The organism is Streptomyces sp. NPDC001903, assembly GCF_042891345.1.
Classification (GTDB): Bacteria; Actinomycetota; Actinomycetes; order Streptomycetales; family Streptomycetaceae; genus Streptomyces.
The window spans coordinates 243,749-264,022 of the sequence record NZ_JBIASZ010000007.1; the positions used below are offsets into that span (position 1 = coordinate 243,749).

General features: G+C 73.2%; 14 protein-coding genes and 1 riboswitch. Of the genes, 4 read left to right on the plus strand and 10 right to left on the minus strand.

The window, feature by feature from the left end:
* Positions 1-10: 10 nt before the first annotated feature.
* From ACFYZS_RS18485 to ACFYZS_RS18495, 3 genes are read right to left on the minus strand one after another with little or no spacing between them, the layout of a single operon-like run.
* Complete coding sequence (locus tag ACFYZS_RS18485; RefSeq protein ID WP_389013196.1) at positions 11-1,213, minus strand: alkaline phosphatase family protein; 1,203 nt, start codon at positions 1,211-1,213, stop codon at positions 11-13.
* A complete protein-coding gene (locus ACFYZS_RS18490) occupies positions 1,213-1,818 on the minus strand; it encodes a DUF5998 family protein (protein WP_229336106.1) in 606 nt (201 codons plus the stop codon). The genes ACFYZS_RS18485 and ACFYZS_RS18490 overlap by 1 nt, the downstream gene beginning before the upstream one ends.
* A gap of 55 nt (positions 1,819-1,873) precedes the next feature.
* The gene (locus ACFYZS_RS18495) at positions 1,874-4,651 is read right to left on the minus strand and encodes a GNAT family N-acetyltransferase (protein ID WP_389013199.1); all 2,778 of its coding nucleotides are present in this window, start codon (positions 4,649-4,651) and stop codon (positions 1,874-1,876) included.
* Positions 4,652-4,835: 184 nt separating this feature from the next.
* Between ACFYZS_RS18495 and ACFYZS_RS18500 the strand changes: the two genes are divergently transcribed.
* A complete protein-coding gene (locus ACFYZS_RS18500; RefSeq protein ID WP_053691473.1) occupies positions 4,836-5,117 on the plus strand; it encodes an HPr family phosphocarrier protein in 282 nt (93 codons plus the stop codon).
* A 170-nt stretch (positions 5,118-5,287) separates the two neighbouring features.
* Here the strand turns inward: ACFYZS_RS18500 and ACFYZS_RS18505 are convergent, their stop codons facing one another.
* From ACFYZS_RS18505 to ACFYZS_RS18520, 4 genes are all read right to left on the minus strand, one after another.
* A complete protein-coding gene (locus ACFYZS_RS18505) occupies positions 5,288-5,953 on the minus strand; it encodes a GntR family transcriptional regulator (RefSeq protein ID WP_389013203.1) in 666 nt (221 codons plus the stop codon).
* Positions 5,954-6,131: 178 nt separating this feature from the next.
* Positions 6,132-6,926 carry a M23 family metallopeptidase gene (locus tag ACFYZS_RS18510; protein WP_389013206.1) on the minus strand — a complete coding sequence of 265 codons (795 nt, stop codon included), beginning with the start codon at positions 6,924-6,926 and terminating at the stop codon, positions 6,132-6,134.
* Between the two features lie 12 nt (positions 6,927-6,938).
* A riboswitch (cyclic di-AMP (ydaO/yuaA leader) is annotated at positions 6,939-7,098 on the minus strand.
* Between the two features lie 184 nt (positions 7,099-7,282).
* Positions 7,283-8,650: a M16 family metallopeptidase gene (locus tag ACFYZS_RS18515; RefSeq protein ID WP_389013468.1), complete on the minus strand. Its 1,368-nt coding sequence runs from the start codon at positions 8,648-8,650 to the stop codon at positions 7,283-7,285.
* Positions 8,651-8,670: 20 nt separating this feature from the next.
* The gene (locus ACFYZS_RS18520; RefSeq protein ID WP_389013209.1) at positions 8,671-10,020 is read right to left on the minus strand and encodes a M16 family metallopeptidase; all 1,350 of its coding nucleotides are present in this window, start codon (positions 10,018-10,020) and stop codon (positions 8,671-8,673) included.
* A 250-nt stretch (positions 10,021-10,270) separates the two neighbouring features.
* Here ACFYZS_RS18520 and ACFYZS_RS18525 point away from each other — a divergent pair, with 250 nt between their 5' ends.
* On the plus strand, positions 10,271-12,727 hold the full coding sequence (locus ACFYZS_RS18525) for a DNA topoisomerase (ATP-hydrolyzing) subunit A (RefSeq protein ID WP_389013212.1): 2,457 nt from the start codon (positions 10,271-10,273) through the stop codon (positions 12,725-12,727).
* Positions 12,728-12,827: 100 nt separating this feature from the next.
* Positions 12,828-14,918 (plus strand): restriction endonuclease, encoded by a 2,091-nt coding sequence (locus ACFYZS_RS18530; RefSeq protein ID WP_389013215.1) that lies wholly within the window; start codon positions 12,828-12,830, stop codon positions 14,916-14,918.
* Here ACFYZS_RS18530 and ACFYZS_RS18535 read toward each other — a convergent pair whose 3' ends face one another.
* Together ACFYZS_RS18535 and ACFYZS_RS18540 are read right to left on the minus strand one after the other, a co-directional pair.
* Positions 14,919-16,127 (minus strand): CobW family GTP-binding protein, encoded by a 1,209-nt coding sequence (locus ACFYZS_RS18535; protein ID WP_389013218.1) that lies wholly within the window; start codon positions 16,125-16,127, stop codon positions 14,919-14,921. It lies immediately after the preceding gene.
* Positions 16,128-16,141: 14 nt separating this feature from the next.
* Positions 16,142-17,308, minus strand: a complete 1,167-nt coding sequence (locus ACFYZS_RS18540; protein WP_389013471.1) for a citrate synthase/methylcitrate synthase — start codon at positions 17,306-17,308, stop codon at positions 16,142-16,144.
* 55 nt (positions 17,309-17,363) lie between these two features.
* Here ACFYZS_RS18540 and ACFYZS_RS18545 point away from each other — a divergent pair, with 55 nt between their 5' ends.
* Complete coding sequence (locus tag ACFYZS_RS18545) at positions 17,364-18,605, plus strand: citrate/2-methylcitrate synthase (protein WP_389013221.1); 1,242 nt, start codon at positions 17,364-17,366, stop codon at positions 18,603-18,605.
* Positions 18,606-18,645: 40 nt separating this feature from the next.
* Here ACFYZS_RS18545 and ACFYZS_RS18550 read toward each other — a convergent pair whose 3' ends face one another.
* Positions 18,646-20,262: a glycoside hydrolase family 13 protein gene (locus ACFYZS_RS18550; protein WP_389013223.1), complete on the minus strand. Its 1,617-nt coding sequence runs from the start codon at positions 20,260-20,262 to the stop codon at positions 18,646-18,648.
* Positions 20,263-20,274: the final 12 nt, after the last annotated feature.

Sequence of the window (20,274 nt, forward strand, 5' to 3'; positions counted from 1 at the left end):
GATCGGGCGGTCAGGTGCGGATCTCGAGCAGCGGGACCAGCTGCTCGGCCGCGGTCATGGAGCCGTGCATCCCGGCGAGCGCCGACTCGTTGGGCTCGTTCACGGACGCGGTGATCGCGGCATCGGCGTACGCGGCGGCCACCACGTCCCCGATCCGGCCGAGCACGCGCTCGTCGCACTCCCCCGGCGGCCCGAACCATCCCAGTTCCAGGGCCTCTTCGCGGCTCGCGATCCAGAAGCGGTCGCCCAGCACCTCGCGCCACACGGTCAGCACGTCGGCCTCGGCACCCGGGACGGCGTACACGTGCCGGGCCCGGCCCTCGCCGCCGAGCAGGGCCACGCCCGCACCCAGCTCCCAGTCCTCGTCGTAGTCGATCCGGGAGTCCTCGTCGAAGGGGACGTCCACCATGCCGTGGTCGGCGGTCACGTACAGCGCGGTGCGCGGCGGGAGTTGTTCGGCGAGCCGCTGCACCAGCCGGTCGACGTACATCAACTGGCCGCGCCAGGCGTCGGAGTTCACACCGTGCCGGTGGCCGGCCCCGTCGAGCTCGCTGTAGTACGTGTAGACCAGCGAGCGGTCGCCGGCCGCGAGGCGCTCGGCCGCGAGGTCCATCCGCTCCTCGCCGGTCATCCGGCCGAGGAAGGTGCCGCCGCTCAGCGCGATCTTGGTGAGCGGGGTGGTCTGGAACGCGGGCGAGGACACCTGCGCCGTCGCCACCCCCGCCTTGTCGGCCTGCTGGAACACCGTCGGGTACGGCTGCCAGGGCTTGGGCGGGGTCCAGGGGTGCCAGCGGAGCTGGTTCATCAGCTCGCCCGTGGCCGGGTTGCGCACGGCGTAGCCGGGCAGGCCGTGCCGGGCGGGCGGCAGGCCGGTGCCGACGGAGGCCAGCGAGGTGGCGGTCGTCGCCGGGAAGCCCGCGGTGATCGGACGGCCGGTGCCGCCGCGCGAGGTGGCGAGCAGGGAGGTCAGGTACGGGGCCTCGTCCGGGTGGGCCTTGATCTGCTCCCAGCCCATGCCGTCGACCAGGAACACGCAGTTCCGGTCGGCCGGGGTGAGCTCGGGGATCGCGGCGGTGAACCCGGGGACGCCCTGGCCGGCCACGAGGGTCGGCAGCAGGTCGGCGAGCGAGCCGGTGCCGTACTCCGGGACGGGGGCGCCGGACAGGTCCAGCAGCTCCGGCTCGTCCCAGTTCGACGGTGCGGAGTAGGACATCAGCGGGCGGGGCCGGATGTCGCCGCGGTTGCTTCACTGAGCGCCTGAGCGAAGACGAGGGTCTGGCGGACCGCCTCCGGGCCGTCGCCGGCCTCGCTGACGCGCAGGCTGAGGTCGTCGGCGGTGGAGTTGCCGGTGTAGCCGTGGTCCGAGTCGCAGTTCGGGTCGCCGCAGGCGGCGGGCTCCAGGTCGATCCGGGAGACCGCGCCCCAGCCGATGGTCAGGACGACCTCGCGGGGCAGGGTGCCGGGGGTGTACGACTCGGGGTTGGCCACGACGCGGCTGAGCACCACGGAGGAGATCGCGCCGATCTTGACGGACTCGGTGGAGGTGGTCGCGTACGGGGACGGGGACCCGGCGTCGGCGGCCTGCTCGTCGGTGTGGCTCACGATGAAGCGGTTGCCGGTCAGGACCAGGACGGTGACGTGCCGGCGCACCTCGTTGGAGTCGAAGGTCGTCTCCTGGTGGACCAGGTACGACGAGATCGGCTCGCCGCCCACCGCGGCCTCCACGGCCTCGGCCACGAGGGCCGGGTAGTAGCCGCTGCGCTCGATCGCCGTGCGCAGCCCCTGGGTCGTCGTACCGGATTTCGCCATGGGGCCCATCCTAAGGCCCGTACGGGGCACCCAGGGCGCCCAAGGTGCTGGACTACGGACCCGGTCAGTAGCTCGGCAGTGTCCGGGGGCCGAGATCGGTGCGGGCGGGCGGGCGGGCCACGCGGACGGCGGCGCTGAGCACGGAGAGGCCCTCGGTCGCGACGACGACGGGTTCGAGCGTGACGCCCACCACTTCGGGGTGGTCGTCGACGAGCCGGGACAGCCGCAGCAGGAGCTCTTCGAGGGCGGCGGTGTCGACGGGATCACTGCCGCGCCAGCCGAAGAGGAGGGGCGCGGTCCGGATGGACCGGATCAGCCCGGCGGCGTCCCGGTCGGTGGCGGGGACGAGCCGGTGGGCGGTGTCGCCCAGCAGCTCGGAGGCGACGCCGGCGAGCCCGAAGGAGAGGACGGCTCCGGCGGCGGGGTCGATGACGGACCGCACGACGGTGTCGACCCCGCGGGGCACCATGGCCTGGACCACGGGGAGCAGCTCGTCGGGGGTCCCGAGGAGGTCGGTGAGCTCCTCGTACGAGCGGCGCAGGTCGGCCTCGCCCCCGAGGTCGAGGCGCACTCCGCCGAGGTCCGCGCGGTGGCGCAGGTGCGGGGCGGTGGTCTTGAGGGCGACGGGGTAGCCCAGACTCCGGGCGGCCCGGACCGCGGCGTCGGCGGTGGGCGCGGGCAGGGTGGGGAGCACCCGGATCCCGTAGTGGGCGAGCAGCGCGGCCGCGTCGGGTTCGGTGAGGGTGAGCACGCCGTCGCCCACGTCGGCCAGGAGCGCGGCGAGCCTGGCGGCGGCGCCGGCCTCGTCGATGTCCTCGTACTCGGGGACCTGGCCGGCTTCGGCGTTCGCCCGCCGCCACTGGCCGTACCGGACGGCCTCCGCGACGGCCCGTACGGCCCGCTCGGCGGCGGGATACGCCGGAATCCGCACGTCCGGTCGGGCGTACCCGGCCTCGTCCTCGTCCGTGGGGCGGGGGCGCCGGGGCGCCACCCCCGTCGGCGCCGCCGCGCCGTCCCCGGCCGGGGACAGGGCGTCGACGAGCTCGGCCAGTTCCACGTGGACCACCGCCACCGGCTTGCCGGGGTACGCGGCCACCGCGTCCCGCAGGGCGTCGGCCAGGTCGTCCTGCGGGTCCTGTTCGTTCACCCAGGGGATCACGGTGACGATCACGGCGTCGTTCTCGGCGGAGGCCAGGGCCGCGCGCAGCGCCGCCCGGAAGTCCTCCGGCGTCGCCGCCGTCGTCAGGTCCTGCGGGGCCCCGGGCCGCAGCCGCTGCGCGAGGCAGGCGTCGTACGTGAGGACGCCGAGCGACTCGGAGTTCCCGAGGATCGCCACGCGCGGTCCGGCGGGCAGCGGCTGCGAGGCCAGCAGCAGCCCGACGTCCACCAGCTCCGTCACCGTGTCGACCCGGATCACCCCGGCCTGGCGCAGCAGCGCGGAGACGGTGGCGTCCGGCAGCCTGGTCCCGGGGACCACGTGCCCCGCCGGGGTGTGGCGGCCGCCCCGCGCGACGACCACCGGCTTCACGGCCGCCGTCCGCCGCGCGAGCCGGGTGAACTTCCGGGGGTTGCCGAGGGTTTCGAGGTACATGAGCGCGACGTCGGTGGCCTCGTCCTCGTACCAGTACTGGAGGATGTCGTTGCCGGAGACGTCCGCCCGGTTGCCCGCCGAGACGAAGGACGAGAGCCCCTCGCCCCGCCGCAGCAGGGCGGAGAGCAGCGAGATGCCGATCGCCCCGGACTGGGTGAACAGCCCGATGCGGCCGCGGATCGGCGCGGGCGCCGGGGTCAGGGAGGCGTTGAGCCCGACCTCGGGGGCGGTGTTGATCACGCCGTAGGCGTTCGGCCCGATCAGCCGCATCCCGTACGAGCGCACCTGGCGCACCAGTTCGCGCTGCCGGTCGAGCCCCGCCGCGCCGCTCTCCCCGTACCCGGCGGACAGCACCACGAGCCCCTGCACCCCGTGTTCGCCGCAGGCGGCCACGGCCTCGGGGACGCGCTCGGCGGGGACCGCGATCACCGCGAGGTCGACGGGGGCGTCGATGGCGCCGAGTGCGCGGTAGGCCCGTACGCCGTCCAGCAGATCGGTGGCGGCGGCCTCGTTCACGGCGTAGAGGTGGCCGCGGAAGCCGCTGTCGCGCAGGTTGCGCAGGGCCGCCGCGCCGACGCCCCCGCCGGAGCGGCTGACCCCGATGACGGCCACGGAGCGGGGGGTCAGCAGCCGCTGCACGGAGCGGGCCTCGGCGCGCTGCTCGCGGGCGCGCTGGACGGCCAGGGACTCGGCGGTGGGTTCGAGGTCGAGGGTGAGGTGGACGGAGCCTTCCTCGAAGCTGCGCTTCTGCTCGTACCCGGCGTCCTTGAACACCTTGATCATCTTGTTGTTGGCGGGCAGCACCTCGGCCGCGAAGCGGCGGATGCCCCGCTCGCGGGCGACCGCGCCGATGTGTTCGAGGAGAGCGGAGGCGACCCCGCGGCCCTGGTGGGCGTCCTGGACGAGGAAGGCGACCTCGGCCTCGTCGGCGGGGGCGGAGGCGGGCCGACCGTCGGGGCCGATCCGGTCGTAGCGGACGGTGCCGATGAACTCCTCGCCGATGGTCGCCGCGAGGCCGACCCGGTCCACGTAGTCGTGGTGGGTGAAGCGGTGCACGTCGCGGGCGGAGAGCCGGGGGTAGGGCGCGAAGAAGCGGTAGTACTTCGACTCGTCGGAGACCTGCTCGTAGAAGCTGACCAGCCGGCCCGCGTCCTCCGTGGTGATCGGCCTGATCCGGGCGGTGCCGCCGTCGCGCAGGACGACGTCCGCTTCCCAGTGGGCCGGGTACGAGGGGTCCGACGCGGTGGTCATGCGGCGATCTTAAGGCCAGGACTGGCCGAATAGCTCCTGCGCGGCGCACGAGGCAGGCATGGGCAAACCAGTGCAAGCTGGGGTGGGTCGAACGGCGGTGGATCCGGGCCGAAGGTCGGTCGGAGCATGAGGGGCGCCGTGAGAGACTGGTCTAGACAACCGTAAGAACCTGAAGGGCATCACCATGGCAGAGCGCCGCGTCAACGTCGGCTGGGCCGAGGGCCTGCACGCTCGTCCCGCCTCGATCTTCGTCCGCGCGACGACCGCTTCCGGCGTCCCGGTGACCATCGCGAAGGCCGACGGGAACCCCGTCAACGCCGCGTCCATGCTCGCGGTGCTGGGCCTGGGCGCGCAGGGCGGCGAGGAGATCATCCTCGCGTCCGACGCCGAGGGCGCCGAGGCGGCGCTGGACCGCCTCGCGAAGCTGGTCGCCGAGGGCCTCGAGGAGCTCCCCGAGACCGTCTGACCCTTCGGGTTCACCCCGGGCACACGAAGAAGCCGCGGCCACCACCGGTATTCCGGTGGCCGCGGCTTCCTCGTTCCGCCGCTTTCGGGAATTCATCGCACGCGCGCAGGGCGAGAAGATATGCGCCGCGAATTCAACCGAAGCCCTCACTCCTTAATACGCGCCTTTTGTTAATGCGGGCCGCTCGCCATGTTTACGGCATGTTGCGAAGTCCTCACCCGCAGCCGGTGCGCCCCGGCCGCCCGGTCCGCGTGCAACGCCGTCAGCGCCCGGGCCCGCTCGGCGTCCCCGCGCGCGACCGCGTCCACGATCGCGCCGTGCTCCGCCCACGAGTCCACGGGCCGGGCCGGCGCCTCCACGGTGTACATCCAGGCGACCTTGTGCCGCATCTGCGTGAGCAGCGCGATCAGCCCGGGGCTGCCGGAGGCCTGGGCGAGGGTCTCGTGGAACCAGCCGCCCAGGGACCGCAGATCCTCCCCCTGGCCCCGCCTGGCCCGCTCCTGGCCCAGCCTGACCAGCCCGCGCAGCACCTTGAGGTGGCCCTCGGTGCGCCGCCGGGCCGCGCGGGCGGCCGCCAGCGGCTCCAGCAGCAGCCGCAACTCCAGGAGGTCGGCCGCCTCCTGCTCGGTGGGCTCGGCGACGCAGGCGCCCGCGTGCCGCCGGGTGGTGACGAAGCCCTCCGACTCCAGGGTCCGCAGCGCCTCGCGGACGGGGACGCGGGAGACCCCGTACCGGCGGGCCAGCAGTTCCTCGGTCAGCCGGGCGCCCGGCTCGAAGACCCCGGAGACGATGTCGTCGCGGATTGCCGTGCATACCGCGTGCGCAGGAATACGCAAGTCCGGACCTCCGCCTATTTCCGACTGCCGACGCCATTGCCGCGACCGTATCGCGATCGTACGGGGACTCTATTGCACTGCGCGTTAAATTCCGAGTGCGGGCGGGAATAGCAGATGTTTACAGCCAAGACGAAGGCCCCGGCTCGGGGAGCCGGGGCCTTCGGTGGAGTGCTGCGGGTCAGACGTTGACGCCGTGCTGGCGCAGGTACGCGACCGGGTCGATGTCCGAGCCGTACTGGGCGCCGGTGCGGGCCTCGAAGTGCAGGTGCGGGCCGCTGGAGTTGCCGGTGGAGCCCGACAGGCCGATCTGCTGGCCGGCGGTGACCTGGTCGCCGACGGAGACGCTCAGCGAGGACATGTGGCCGTACTGCGTGTACGTGCCGTCGGCGTGCTTGATGACGACGTTGTTGCCGTACGCGCCGCCCCAGCCGGCCTCGACCACGGTGCCGATGCCGACCGCGTGCACCGTGGTGCCGGAGGCCGCGTGGAAGTCGATGCCGGTGTGGCTGCCGGAGGACCACATGCCGCCGCCCGCGTGCCACTGGGTGCTGACGTAGGACTCGTCGACGGGGGCGACGAAGGTGTTGAGGCGCTTGCGCTCCTCCTCGCGGGCGGCGCGCTCGGCGGCCTCGCGCTCGGCCTTCGCCTTCTCCTCGGCCTTCTGCCGGGCCTCGGCGGCGCGCGCCTTGGCGTCGGCCTCTGCCTTCGCCTTGAGGGCCGCGGCCTCGGCCGCGTGCTCCTGGGCATCGGCCTGGGCCTCGATCTGCCCCGGGAGGTCCTCGGCCGTCACGACGGCGTTCAGGCCGGTGTCCTCCATGGAGGGGGCCTTGTCCGACGCGGCGAACGCCGGGCCTGCGAGGGAGCCGACGACACCGGTGGTGGCGAGGGCGGCTATGCCGGCGTAACCGGCGGTCTTGCGGCTCAGACGACTGGAACCACGGTGCTTACCGGCGGCACGACTGCCAAACGCCATGAAGGGGCTGATCCTTTCCTTCCTTCTCGCCTACCGGGTTAGCTGACGGGTTCGGAGCAGGAAGGTCTCCTACGGGCCCCCTCTGACGAGGCGGTCCGATTCACCCCAGGGACACATGTGGGTCCCCGGCTCCCCAGGCTCGCGCCTGACGGGGACTCGGCGATCGCTGCCCGGTGCCGCGGATGCGGCGCGTACAACTGACGGACAGCACGGCCGACGCTAGGCGGATCATCAGTCAATCGCCAAACAGACACGCGTTTTTGTTGCATACGCCACACCCCATACAAGCAACCTCTCCACGAAACGGACAAAAGGGGCCCCGACGGACAAGCCGCCGGAGCCCCTTGGAACGTCCGTCAGTTGGTGACGACGGTGACCTCACCGATCCCGAGCGCCCGAACCGGCTCCTCGATCTGCGCGGCGTCGCCCACCAGGACCGTGACCAGGCGGTCCACCGGGAAGGCGGCCAGGACGGCCGACGTCGCCTCCACCGTGCCCGTTTGGGCCAGCTGCGCGTACAACTGCGCCTGGTAGTCGTCCGGGAGCTCCTGCTCGACCTGGTCGGCGAGCGTCCCGGCGACGGCTGCGGCCGTCTCGAACTTCAGCGGGGCCACGCCCACCAAGTTCTGCACCGCCACGTCCCGTTCGGCGTCGGTCAGGCCGCCCTCCGCGAGGGTGCGCAGCACCTTCCAGAGGTCGTCGAGCGCCGGGCCGGTGTTGGGGGTGTCCACCGAGCCGCTGATGGCGAGCATCGAGGCGCCCTTGCCGTCAGCCGTGGAGCGCAGCACCTGGCCGAAGGCGCGCACGCCGTACGTGTAGCCCTTCTCCTCGCGCAGCACCTTGTCCAGGCGCGAGGTGAGCGTGCCGCCCAGGCAGTACGTGCCGAGCACCTGCGCCGCCCAGACCCGCTCGTGCCGGTCCGGCCCGATCCGGCCGATGAGCAGCTGCGTCTGGACCGCGCCGGGCCGGTCCACGATGACCACGCGGCCGGTGTCGTCGGCGGTGACCGGCGGGACCGGGAGCGGCTCGGCGAAGTCGCCGGTCCAGGCGCCCAGGGTGTCCGCGAGGACCGCGTCCAGGTCGATGCCGGTCAGGTCGCCGACGACCACCGCGGTGGCGGTGGCGGGGCGTACGTGGGCCTCGTAGAAGGCGCGTACGGCCGCGGAGTCGATCCGGGCGACCGTCTCCTCGGTGCCCTGGCGCGGCCGGGACATCCGCAGGGTCGGCGGGAAGAGCTGCCGGGAGAGCTCCTTGGCGGCCCGGCGCTGCGGGTTGGCCAGCTCGTGCGGGATCTCGTCGAGCCGGTTGCGCACCAGGCGGTCGACCTCGCTGTCGGCGAAGGCCGGCGCGCGCAGCGCCTCGGCGACCAGGCCGAGCGCCTTGTGCAGGCGGGAGGCCGGGACCTCCAGGGAGACCCGCAGGCCCGGGTGGTCCGCGTGCGCGTCGAGCGTGGCGCCGCAGCGCTCCAGCTCCGCCGCGAACTCCTCGGCGGAGTGCTTGTCGGTGCCCTCGGACAGCGCGCGGGCCATGATGGTCGCCACGCCGTCCAGCCCCTGGGGCTCGGCGTCCAGCGGGGCGGCGAGGTTGACCTCGACGGCGACGACCTGCTGCCCGGGCCGGTGGCAGCGCAGCACGGTCAGGCCGTTGGGCAGCGAGCCGCGCTCGGGGGCCGGGAAGGCCCACGGCCGGGCCTCGCCCGCCTGGGGCCGCGGGTGGAAGGTCATCGTGACGGCTGCGGTGTCGCTCACTGCTCCGCCCCTTCGTTCTCGTCGCTCTCACCGTTCTCGCCGGCTTCTGCCGGGAGCGGCTCGTACACCAGCACCGCGCGGTTGTCGGGGCGCAGTCGGGCCGCGGCCACGACCTGCACCTCCTCGGCGGTGATGTCGAGGACGCGCCCGACCGCGCTGAGCGCCAGCTGCGGGTCGCCGAACAGCACCGCGAAGCGGCACAGTTCGTCGGCGCGCCCGGCCACCGTGCTCAGCCGGTCCAGCCACTCGCGCTCCAGCTGCGCCTGGGCGCGCTCCATCTCCTCGGCGGTCGGGCCCTCGGCGGCGAACCGCGCGAGCTCCTCGTCGACCGCCGCCTCGATGGCGGGCACCTCGACCCCGCTGGAGGTCTTCACGTCCAGCCAGCCCAGCGAGGGCGCCCCGGCGAGTCGCAGCATGCCGAATCCGGCCGCGACGGCGCTCTGGTCGCGGCGTACCAGGCGGTTGTGGAGCCGGGAGGACTCGCCGCCGCCCAGGACGGTCAGCGCCACGTCGGCGGCGTCGCACTCGCGGGTGCCGTCGTGCGGGAGCCGGTAGGCGGCCATCAGCGCGCGGGCCGGGACCTCCTCGACGATCTCCTCGCGGAGCTCGCCGCCCATGATCTCGGGCAGCGTGCCGTCGCGCGGCGGCTGCTTGCCGTCGTGGCCGGGGATGGAGCCGAAGTACTTCTCGACCCAGGCGAGCGTCTGCTCGGGGTCGATGTCGCCGACGACCGACAGCACCGCGTTGTTGGGCGCGTAGTACGTACGGAAGAAGGCGCGGGCGTCCTCCAGGGAGGCCGCGTCCAGGTCGGCCATGGAGCCGATCGGGGTGTGGTGGTACGGGTGGCCCTCGGGGTAGGCGAGGGCGGTCAGCTTCTCGAAGGCCGTGCCGTACGGGACGTTGTCGTACCGCTGGCGGCGCTCGTTCTTGACGACGTCGCGCTGGTTCTCCATGGACTCGTCGTCCAGGGCGGCCAGCAGCGAGCCCATGCGGTCGGCTTCCAGCCAGAGCGCGAGCTCCAGCTGGTGGGCCGGCATCGTCTCGAAGTAGTTGGTGCGCTCGAAGCTGGTGGTGCCGTTGAGCGAACCGCCCGCCCCCTGGACCAGCTCGAAGTGCCCGTTGCCGGGTACGCTCGCCGAACCCTGGAACATCAGGTGCTCGAAGAGGTGAGCCAGGCCGGTCCGCCCCTTGACTTCGTGGCGCGAGCCCACGTCGTACCAGAGGCAGACCGCGGCGACCGGGGTCAGGTGATCCTCGGAGAGCACCACGCGCAGGCCGTTGGCCAGCCGGTGCTCGGTCGCTGTCAGGCCGCCGGAGCCGGCCTGGGCTGTGGCCGTGTGACCCATGGGCATGTGGTCCCTTCGATCGCGATGCAGATTTTTCCGTCAGACCTGCCACTGTATGCAAGCGCGTCGGGCACCGGAGAAGTTCCCGACCCACACTCGCCCACGCCTCCGTCCGGGGGTGACCCCAGGGTCGGAGTCGGCGTTGTCGGTGCCTCGGGCCACAATGGTCCGCGACAACCCCGTCAACGCCGATCAGACCACCCGCCAGACCCCAGCACACTTTCTTTCTTGGTTAAGGAGCCGCGCAGCGATGGCCCGCCGCAGCACGAAGACCCCGCCGCCGGAGGATTTCGAGGAGAAGATCCTCGACATCGACGTCGTCGACGAAATGCAGGGCTCCTTCCTCGAGTACGCGTACTCGGTGATCTACTCCCGCGCCCTGCCCGACGCCCGGGACGGCATGAAGCCGGTGCACCGGCGCATCGTCTACCAGATGAACGAGATGGGCCTGCGCCCCGACCGCGGCTACGTGAAGTGCGCCCGCGTCGTCGGCGAGGTCATGGGCAAGCTGCACCCGCACGGTGACGCGTCGATCTACGACGCCCTCGTGCGCATGGCCCAGCCCTTCTCGATGCGGCTGCCGCTGGTCGACGGCCACGGCAACTTCGGTTCGCTCGGCAACGACGACCCGCCGGCCGCGATGCGCTACACCGAGTGCAAGATGGCGGACGCCACGTCACTGATGACGGAGTCGATCGACGAGGACACCGTCGACTTCACCGCCAACTACGACGGCCAGGAGCAGGAACCGGTCGCGCTGCCCGCGGCCTACCCGAACCTGCTGGTCAACGGCGCCTCCGGGATCGCGGTCGGCATGGCCACCAACATGCCCCCGCACAACCTGGGCGAGGTCATCGCGGCCGCCCGCCACCTGATCCGCTACCCGCAGGCGGACCTGGAGGCGCTGATGCGCTTCGTGCCGGGTCCGGACCTGCCCACGGGCGGCCGGATCGTGGGCCTCTCGGGGATCAAGGACGCCTACGAGAACGGCCGCGGCACGTTCAAGATCCGCGCCACGGTGGCCGTGGAGAACGTGACGGCGCGCCGCAAGGGCCTGGTCGTCACGGAACTGCCCTTCACGGTCGGCCCCGAGAAGGTCATCGCGAAGATCAAGGACCTGGTCGGCTCCAAGAAGCTCCAGGGCATCGCGGACGTCAAGGACCTCACCGACCGCTCGCACGGCCTGCGCCTGGTCATCGAGATCAAGAACGGCTTCCACCCGGAGGCCGTCCTGGAGCAGCTGTACAAGCTGACGCCGATGGAGGAGTCCTTCGGCATCAACAACGTCGCGCTGGTCGACGGCCAGCCGTTGACCCTGGGCCTCAAGGAGCTCCTGGAGGTCTATCTCGACCACCGCTTCGAGGTCGTGCGCCGGCGCAGCGAGTTCCGCCGCACCAAGCGGCGCGACCGGCTGCACCTGGTCGAGGGCCTGCTGGTGGCCCTGGTCGACATCGACGAGGTCATCCGGATCATCCGGGACAGCGACAACTCGGCGCAGGCGATGGAGCGGCTGATCGAGCGCTTCTCGCTGAGCGAGACCCAGACCCGGTACATCCTGGACACCCCGCTGCGCCGTCTCACCCGCTTCGACCGGATCGAGCTGGAGTCCGAGCGCGACCGGCTGACGGGCGAGATCGACGAGCTGACCGGGATCCTGGAGTCCGACACGGAGCTGCGCAAGCTGGTCTCCGCGGAACTGGCCGCGGTCGCGAAGAAGTTCGGCACCGAGCGCCGTACGGTCCTGCTGGAGTCGGCGGGCACGACGGTCGCCGCGGTTCCGCTCGAGGTCGCGGACGACCCGTGCCGGGTCCTGCTGTCCTCGACGGGCCTGCTGGCGCGCACCGCGAACGGCGAGCCGTTGCCGCAGGAGGAGGGCGGCTCCCGCGCCAAGCACGACCTGATCGTCTCGCAGGTCGCCGCGACGGCCCGGGCCGATGTCGGCGTGGTCACCTCGTACGGGCGGCTGCTGCGGCTCGCGGTGATCGACCTGCCGCAGCTGCCGGACACCCACGCCGCGCCGAACCTGGCGGGAGGCGCCCCGGTCTCGGAGTTCCTCTCCGGGCTGGAGGCGGACGAGAAGGTGATCTGCCTGACCTCGCTCGACGAGTCCTCGCAGGGCCTGGCCCTGGGCACCGAGCAGGGCGTGGTCAAGCGGGTCGTGCCGGACTATCCGGCGAACAAGGAGGAGCTGGAGGTCATCACCCTCAAGGAGGGCGACCGGATCGTCGGCGCGGTCGAACTGCGCACGGGCGAGGAGGACCTGGTCTTCCTCACCGACGACGCCCAGCTGCTGCGCTACCCGGCGGGACAGGTGCGCCCGCAGGGCCGCCCGGCGGGCGGCATGGCGGGCATCAAGCTCTCCGAGAACGCCAAGGTGATCCACTTCTCGGCGGTGGACCCGGCGCGCGACGCCGTGGTGTTCACGGTGGCCGGCTCGCACGGGACGCTGGACGACTCGATGCTCTCCGGCAAGCTGACCCCGTTCGACCAGTACCCGCGCAAGGGCCGGGCCACCGGCGGCGTGCGCTGTCAGCGCTTCCTCAAGGGCGAGGACCTGCTGGTCCTGGCCTGGGCCGGCAACGCGCCGGTCCGCGCGGCCGCGGCGAACGGCAGCCCGGCCGAACTGCCGCCCGTGGACCCGCGCCGCGACGGATCGGGGGCCGCGCTGCCCGCGGTCGTCGCCGCTCTGGCGGGGGGCGCGCTGTAGGACGTACTGCGGCATTCGGGTGGTGCGACCGGGGGGACGTACCACCCGAATGCCGACTAGTGTTTTCCCTCCGGGTGTTGGTGGGGGGAGTACACAGCTGATGAGTCGTCGGCCGGGCGGTTTGATCGGGGACTGGGCCGAGGCCCAGCGCCGGCAGCAGCAGACGCAGGTGATCCAGCAGCGCGAGGCGGAGCGCCGGCTGCTGGCGTACGAACGGGACCGACAGCGGACCCACGAACGGGACGCCAACCGCAGCCACCGGCAGTACCGCGAGTCCGAGGCCCTGCGGCGGACCGCGCAGATCGACGCCGAGGTCGACGCCCTCAAGGGCCTGCTGGTCGCGGGCTGCCGCGCACCGGCCTTCCGGATTTCCGCCCTGGCCCGGCCCGAGCAGCTGGAACCCTTCGACCCCGGCGCCCTGGCACATCCGGTGCCGATGCCGCGCATCGACCAGTTCCAGCAGCAGAGCAGCGGCTGGACGATCGGATCCAGCCACCGGGCGCAGGCGGAGCGGGAGGCCCACGCCCGGTACACCGAGGCCTGGCAGGCCGCGAGCGCCGCGGAGGCGCAGCGGCAGCGGCAACTGGCCGCGTACCGGCAGCAGTACGACCGGTGGGCCGCCGAGCAGCTCGCCGGGGCGCGGGCGCACAACAGCGGGCTCGGCGAGCTGGCCGCCGCCCTGCGCACGGGCGACGCGGAGGCGGCGGTGGAGTACTTCTCGGCCGCCCTGTACGCCTCCACGGCCTGGCCCGAGGCGCTGCCGCGGCAGGTGGCGGCCGCGTACGACCCGGCGGCGCGCCAGCTGGTGCTGGACTGGGAGCTCCCCGGGTACGCGGTCGTCCCGGAGGCCAGTGCGGTGCAGTACCTGCCGAGTACGGACCAGGACAGGGTCAAGCCCCGCCGGGTGACGGAGCGTCGGGCCCTGTACCGGGACCTGCTGGCGCAGTGCATGCTGCTGGTGGTGCGCGAGCTGTTCGCGGCGGACGAGTTCGGCGTGCTGGACTCGGTCGTGGTCAACGGCTTCGTGGACTGCCACGACCCGGCGACGGGGCAGGAGGCGCGGTTCGTCCTCTCCACCGTGCCGGCGGCGCGTTCCGCCTTCGAGGGGCTGCGGCTGGAGCAGGTCAGCGCCGTGGACTGTCTGGTGTCGGGGCTGGGCGGGCAGTTGTCGGGGCGTCCCGACCAGCTGACGGCGGTGCGCCCCGGGCGGCGGCCGGACGAGGTCGGCGGAGGGGTCGTCAGCCACGGCGGGCAGGCGGGCGGAGCGGACGAGGACGAGCCGGACCTCTTCGTGATGGATCCGATCGCCTTCGAGAACCTGGTCGCCGAGCTGTTCCGGGCGATGGGCATGGAGGCGGTGACCACGCAGCGGTCGGGTGACGGCGGGGTGGACGTGGAGGCGCTGGACCCCGCGCCGATCCGGGGCGGGCGGATCGTGGTGCAGGTCAAGCGCTACCGGAACACGGTGCCGCCGACGGCCGTGCGCGATCTGTACGGCACGGTCCAGGACAAGGGGGCGAACAAGGGGGTGCTCGTCACCACCGCGTCCTTCGGGCCCGGTTCGTACGCCTTCGCCAACGGCAAGCCGCTGGAGCTGGTTCCCGGGGCGGATCTCGTGGAGCTCCTGCACCAGTACGGGCTGCGCGGGCGGCTCGGCGGCGGTCCGGCGCAGCGTGCGCCCGAGCCGGAGCCGACCGCCCCCTCGGCAGACCACAACGTGCTCGGCATGTCCTGGTCGGGGGCGGCCGCGCTGGACGTGTGCGCCCTCGTCTGCACGGGCAACCGGGTGCTGAGCGAGGAGCACTTCGTGTTCTTCAACAACCCGCGGACCCCGGACGGTTCGGTACGGGCCCGCGCGCACTCCGCGCCCGACAAGGCGGCGCTGGAGGTCTCCTTCGACGCCCTGCCCGAGCCCGCCGACCGGCTGGTCCTGGTGGCGGCGATCGACCCGGAGGCCGATCCGCACGCCGACCTGGCCGGGTTCACGGACGCCCACATCCGCCTGCTGTCCGCGGACGGCGAGGAGCTCGGCCGGCTGGACGTCTCCGACGGGCGTGCCGGGGAGACCGCTCTGGTCCTCGGCTCGTTCCGGCGGCGCTCCAACGGCGACTGGGACTTCGTGATCGGCGGCAAGGGCTACCGCGGCGGCCTGGAGGACCTGCTCGGCGAGTACGGCGTCGAGGTCGCCTGATCAGTCGGAGCCGGGATCGGCATCGGGATCGGCATCGCGGTACGGATCGGGTTCGCAGGGCTCCGGCTCCGGCTCCGGTTCGGGCTCCTGCCCGGCCTCCGGCCGCGGCGGGCGGTCGACGTAGCGCAGGACGCCCCACATGCTCTCCGGGGGTGCGTGCTGCGGGGCCGGCTCGCGGCAGGCCTCCAGCTCGCGGGAGAGGGCGGGGCCGTCCGTGCCCGCGCCGATCAGGACCAGCTGGCTCCGGCGCGGCTCGCCCCGGCCCCAGGGGCCCGGCACGAAGCGGAGGAAGCGGCCGACGGCGTGGACCTCGTAGCGCTCCTCGTGGCCGGGGACGCCGAAGTGGACGTAGCCCTTGATCCGGTACAGGCCGGCCGGGCGGCGGTCGAGGAAGTCGATGAACCGGCGCGGGTTCAGGGCCTGCTCGGACACGAACTCCGTGCTCTCGTAGAGCGTGTGGGCGTGGCCGGTGTGGTCCTCGTGACCGGCGTGACCGGCATGACCGCCTTGATCGTCGTCCCTGGCCTCTGAGATCAGGTCCTCGAACGACAGCTGGCCCCGGGTCTCGGTCCACGGCCGCCGGTCGAACAGCAGCTCCGGGTCGATCCGGCCGTGGTCGGCGGCCACCACCGGTGTCCCGGGGCAGAGCGCGCCGAGCTCTCCCTCGATCCGGGTGAGCCCGGCCGGCTCCACCCGGTCGGTCTTGTTCAGCACCACCAGGTCGGCGGCGGCCAGGTGGCGGTCGGTCTCCGGGTGCTTGGCCCGGGTCGCGTCGAACTCCGCCGCGTCCACGACCTGGACCAGTCCGCCGTACCGGATCGCGGGGTTCTCGCTGGCCACGAGCATCCGGATCATCTCCTGGGGCTCGGCCAGCCCGCTCGCCTCGATGACGATCACGTCGATCCGGTGGACGGGCGCGGAGAGCTTCTCCAGGTACGCGTCCAGCTCGCTGCCATCGACCGCGCAGCACAGGCAGCCGCCGCCGAGCGAGACCATCGAGTCGCCGACCTGGCCCGCCACGGCCATCGCGTCGATCTCGATCGAGCCGAAGTCGTTGACGACGACGCCGATCCGGGTGCCTCCCCGGTTCCCGAGGAGGTGGTTGAGCAGAGTCGTCTTGCCGGATCCGAGGAATCCGGACAGCACGACGACGGGAATCGGCTGGACGGGCGGCCGAGCGGACTGCTGGGCGGGCTGACTGCTGTTCACGCCGTCGATCGTAGTCAGCCGAGCGCCGGAACCGGCTCGGGCGGGTTCGGTCCCACGTACCGGGCCGCCGGACGGATGATCTTCGAATCGGCGGCCTGTTCGAGGATGTTCGCGCTCCAGCCGACCACGCGGGCGGCGCAGAAGGTCGGGGTGAACATCTCGCGCGGCAGCCCGCACAGCTCCATGACCACCCCCGCGTAGAACTCCACGTTGGTGTGCAGCTCCCGCCCCGGCTTGAGCTCGGCGAGGATCTCCTCGACGCGCCGCTCCACCTCCACGGCGAAGTCCACGAGCGGGCCGCCGAACCCGAGGGCGATGTCGCGCAGCATGCGCGAACGCGGGTCCTCGGTCCGGTACACGGGGTGGCCGAAGCCCATGATCCGGTCCCCCGCGAGCACCCGCTCGCGGATCCACGGCTCGATGCGGTCCGCCGTGCCGATGGCGTCCAGGGTGTCCAGGGCCCGGCTGGGCGCGCCACCGTGCAGCGGTCCGGAGAGCGCGCCGATCGCTCCGGTGAGGGCGGCGGCGACGTCCGCGCCGGTGGAGGCGATCACGCGGGCGGTGAAGGTCGAGGCGTTGAAGCCGTGGTCGACGGTGGAGATCAGGTACTGCTCGACGGCCCGCGCCTTGACGGGGTCGGGTTCCTGACCGGTGAGCATGTACAGGTAGTTGGCGGCGTACGGGAGGTCCGCGCGCGGCTCGACCGGCTCCAGGCCCTGCCCCAGCCGGTGCAGCGCCGTGAGCAGGGTCGGTACGGCGGCGCAGGCGGCCAGCGCGTCGGCGGCCCGCCGCCCGGGGTCGATGTCGTAGACGGGGCGGAATCCGGCGGAGGCGCCGAGCAGGGAGAGCGCGGTGCGCAGCCCGGCGAGCGGACCGGAGAGCGCGGTGGCCCGGGCGAGGGCCGGCAGGGCGTCCCGCACCGCGTCGGGCAGTCGGCGCAGCGGGGCGATCTCGGCCGCGAACGCGGCCCGCTCGGCGGTGTCTGCCGGGAGGGCGCCGCGGAACATCAGGTGCCACACGTCCTCGAAACTGCGGCTCGCGGCGAGCTCGACGGCCGAGTACTGGCGGTAGTGGTAGAAGCCCTCGCGGCCTCGGACGTCACCGAGTTCGGTCTCGGTGACCACGACTCCCGCGAGACCGCGGGGCACATCGACGGTGGTGTTCATGGATCGACCATCCATCATGGATTGAATCCTTGTCAATGTTGATTGAATCAATATATGTAAGGTGGGCGTCATGAACGACCAGGCGGACGGAGAGCGCCGGCTCAGCACCCGGCAGGCGGCGGAACTGCTGGGGGTGAAGCCCGCGACCGTGTACGCGTACGTCAGCCGCGGCCAGCTCACCAGCCGCCGCGATCCGGTCGGCCGCGGCAGCAGCTTCGACGCGCGCGAGGTGGAAGCCCTGGCCCTGCGCAGCCGGCGCGAGGCGGCGGCGCCCCCGGGAGCCGAACTCTCCGTACGCACCTCGCTCACGCTCATCGAGCCCGACCGGTACTACTTCCGGGGCGTGGACGCCGTCGAGCTGGCTTCGCGGTACCGCTACGAGGAGGTCGCCGAGTGGCTCTGGACCGGGGTGCTGCCGCGCGGCACACGGTTCACGGCCCCGCCCGAGGCGCTGGCCGCCGCCCGGCGCGCGGTGGCCGCGCTGCCCGAGCACAGCGGTCCGATCGACCGGCTGCGGGTGGCGACGGCGGCCGCCGCGGTCACGGATCCGCTGCGCTTCGACCTGTCGGCCGAGGCCGTACTGGGCTCCGCGCGCTGCCTGATCCCGACCCTGGTCGGCGCGCTGCCCGAGCTGGGGTCGCCCGGCTGGCGCGGGGACGGCCGGCTGGCCCGGCAGCTGTGGACCCGGTTGACGCCGCGTGAGCCGGACCCGGACGCGCTGGCCACCCTGGACCTGGCCCTCACCCTGCTCATCGACCACGATCTGGCCGCCTCCACGCTGGCCGTACGGGTGGCCGCGTCGGCGCGGGCCCATCCGTACGCGGCCGTATCGGCCGGTCTCGGCGTGCTCGAAGGGCCGCTGCACGGAGCGGCCGGGCGGCTCGCGCACCGGATGCTGGTGGAGGCGCTGGAGCGGGGCGGGGCCGCACCGGTGGTCGCGGACCACCTGCGGGCGGGACGGCGGGTTCCGGGGCTCGGGCACCGGCTGTACGAGGGCGAGGACCCGCGCGCCACGGCGCTGTTCGCCCGGCTGGAGGGCGTGCCGCAGGCGGGACCCGCGCTGGCCGCCGCCCGGGAGGTCGTCGCGACGGCGGCGGCCCGGCGGGGTGGGCTGCACGCCAATGTGGACCTGGCGCTGGCGGTGCTGACGGTGTCCTGCGGGATGCCCGCCGAGGCCGGGGAGACGGTGTTCGCCGTGTCCCGGACCGCGGGCTGGATGGCGCACGCGCTGGAGGAGTACCAGGAGCGGCCGCTGCGGATGCGGCCGAGCGGCCAGTACCAGGGGCCCCGCCCGCCGCAGCCGATGCCGTGACACCTCCCCCGCGGCGGAGGGCGGCGGTCCGGCCGCGGGGTCAGGACCGCAGCCAGACCGCCGTGTCCTGCGGAAGCAGCCCCGCCGCGTCCAGGGCGGAACTGCTCAGCAGGAGGCTCGTGTGCGCCGGCAGCGGGACCGGCGCGCCGGACAGGTTGACCACGCAGAGCAGCCCGTCGGGGCGGACGAAGGCCAGCACCCCCGGCGGCGCGGTCAGCCAGGTGAGCGAGCCGCCGCCGAAACCGCCGGCCGCGCGGCGCAGCCCGAGGGCCGTCCGGTAGAGGGTGAGCATCGAGTCGGGGTCGTCGGCCTGGCGGTCGGCGGCGTACGCGCCCCAGCCCTCGGGCTGCGGCAGCCAGGGGTCGTGCCACGGCTCGGCGGTCCACGGCAGCGGGACCCGGCAGCCGTCGCGCCCCGGGTCGGTACCACCGGAGCGGAAGTGCATGGGGTCCTGGATCCGGCCGATCGGTATGTCGGCTTCCGGCAGGCCCAGTTCCTCCCCCTGGTAGACGTACACGGAGCCGGGCAGGGCGAGCGTCAGCAGGGCCGCGGCGCGCGCCCGCCGGGTGCCGAGGGCGAGGTCGGTGGGGGTGCCGAAGGCCTTGGCGGCGAAGTCGAAGCCGGTGTCCGCGCGTCCGTAGCGGGTGACGGTACGGGTCACGTCGTGGTTGCACAGCACCCAGGTGGCCGGGGCGCCGACCGGGGCGTGCTCGGCGAGGGTCTCCTCGATGGAGGTGCGCAGCCGCCCCGCGTCCCACGGGCAGCTGAGGAAGGAGAAGTTGAAGGCGGTGTGCAGCTCGTCGGGGCGCAGGTAGCGGGCGAAGCGCTCGGAGTCGGGCAGCCAGACCTCGCCGACGAAGACGGCTCCGTAGGCATCGGCGATCGCGCGCCACGAGCGGTAGACGGTGTGCAGGTCGTCGCGGTCGATGTACGGGTGGGACTCGCCGGTCCCGGGCGGCCAGGGCTCGGGCGGGCGGCCGGCCAGGTCGGGCAGGGCCGGGTCCTTGGTGAGCAGGGCGGCGGAGTCGATCCGTACGCCGGACACGCCGCGCTCGAACCAGAACCGCAACACGTCCTCGTGTTCCCGGCGCACGGCGGGGTGGTCCCAGTTGAGGTCGGGCTGCTGCGGGGTGAACAGGTGCAGGTACCACTCCCCGTCGGGCACGCGCGTCCAGGTGGCGGCGCCGTTGAACTGCGAGGGCCAGTCCCCCGGCGGCAGTTCTCCCCCCTCGCCGCGGCCGGGCCGGAAGTGGAAGAGCTCCCGCTCGGGGCTGCCGGGCCCGGCGGCGAGCGCGGCCCGGAACCAGGCGTGCCGGTCGGAGACGTGGTTGGGGACGATGTCCACGATGGTCCGCAGGCCCAGGGCGCGGGCCTCGGCGATGAGCTTCTCGGCCTCGGCGAGGGTTCCGAAGGCGGGGTCGATGCTGCGGTAGTCGGCGACGTCGTAGCCGCCGTCGGCGAGCGGGGAGAGGTACCAGGGGGTGAACCAGAGGGCGTCCACGCCCAGTTCGGCGAGGTACGGGAGGCGGGCCCGGACGCCCGCGAGATCGCCGGTGCCGTCCCCGTCGCCGTCGGCGAAGCTGCGGACGTACACCTGGTAGATGGCGGCCGTGCGCCACCAGTCGGCGGCGTCTGCGGGCAGGGGGAGGTCAGCCACGGGGGGTCCTTT

Bases quoted from the DNA above. Each gene is read 5' to 3' on its own strand.
- ACFYZS_RS18525 (WP_389013212.1), top strand. From the start codon at position 10,271: ATGGCCCGCCGCAGCACGAAGACCCCGCCGCCGGAGGATTTCGAGGAG.
- ACFYZS_RS18495 (WP_389013199.1), bottom strand. From the start codon at position 4,651: ATGACCACCGCGTCGGACCCCTCGTACCCGGCCCACTGGGAAGCGGAC.
- ACFYZS_RS18520 (WP_389013209.1), bottom strand. From the start codon at position 10,020: ATGGGTCACACGGCCACAGCCCAGGCCGGCTCCGGCGGCCTGACAGCG.
- ACFYZS_RS18490 (WP_229336106.1), bottom strand. From the start codon at position 1,818: ATGGGCCCCATGGCGAAATCCGGTACGACGACCCAGGGGCTGCGCACG.
- ACFYZS_RS18545 (WP_389013221.1), top strand. From the start codon at position 17,364: ATGAACGACCAGGCGGACGGAGAGCGCCGGCTCAGCACCCGGCAGGCG.
- ACFYZS_RS18515 (WP_389013468.1), bottom strand. From the start codon at position 8,650: ATGACCTTCCACCCGCGGCCCCAGGCGGGCGAGGCCCGGCCGTGGGCC.
- ACFYZS_RS18500 (WP_053691473.1), top strand. From the start codon at position 4,836: ATGGCAGAGCGCCGCGTCAACGTCGGCTGGGCCGAGGGCCTGCACGCT.
- ACFYZS_RS18530 (WP_389013215.1), top strand. From the start codon at position 12,828: ATGAGTCGTCGGCCGGGCGGTTTGATCGGGGACTGGGCCGAGGCCCAG.
- ACFYZS_RS18485 (WP_389013196.1), bottom strand. From the start codon at position 1,213: ATGTCCTACTCCGCACCGTCGAACTGGGACGAGCCGGAGCTGCTGGAC.
- ACFYZS_RS18510 (WP_389013206.1), bottom strand. From the start codon at position 6,926: ATGGCGTTTGGCAGTCGTGCCGCCGGTAAGCACCGTGGTTCCAGTCGT.
- ACFYZS_RS18540 (WP_389013471.1), bottom strand. From the start codon at position 17,308: ATGGATGGTCGATCCATGAACACCACCGTCGATGTGCCCCGCGGTCTC.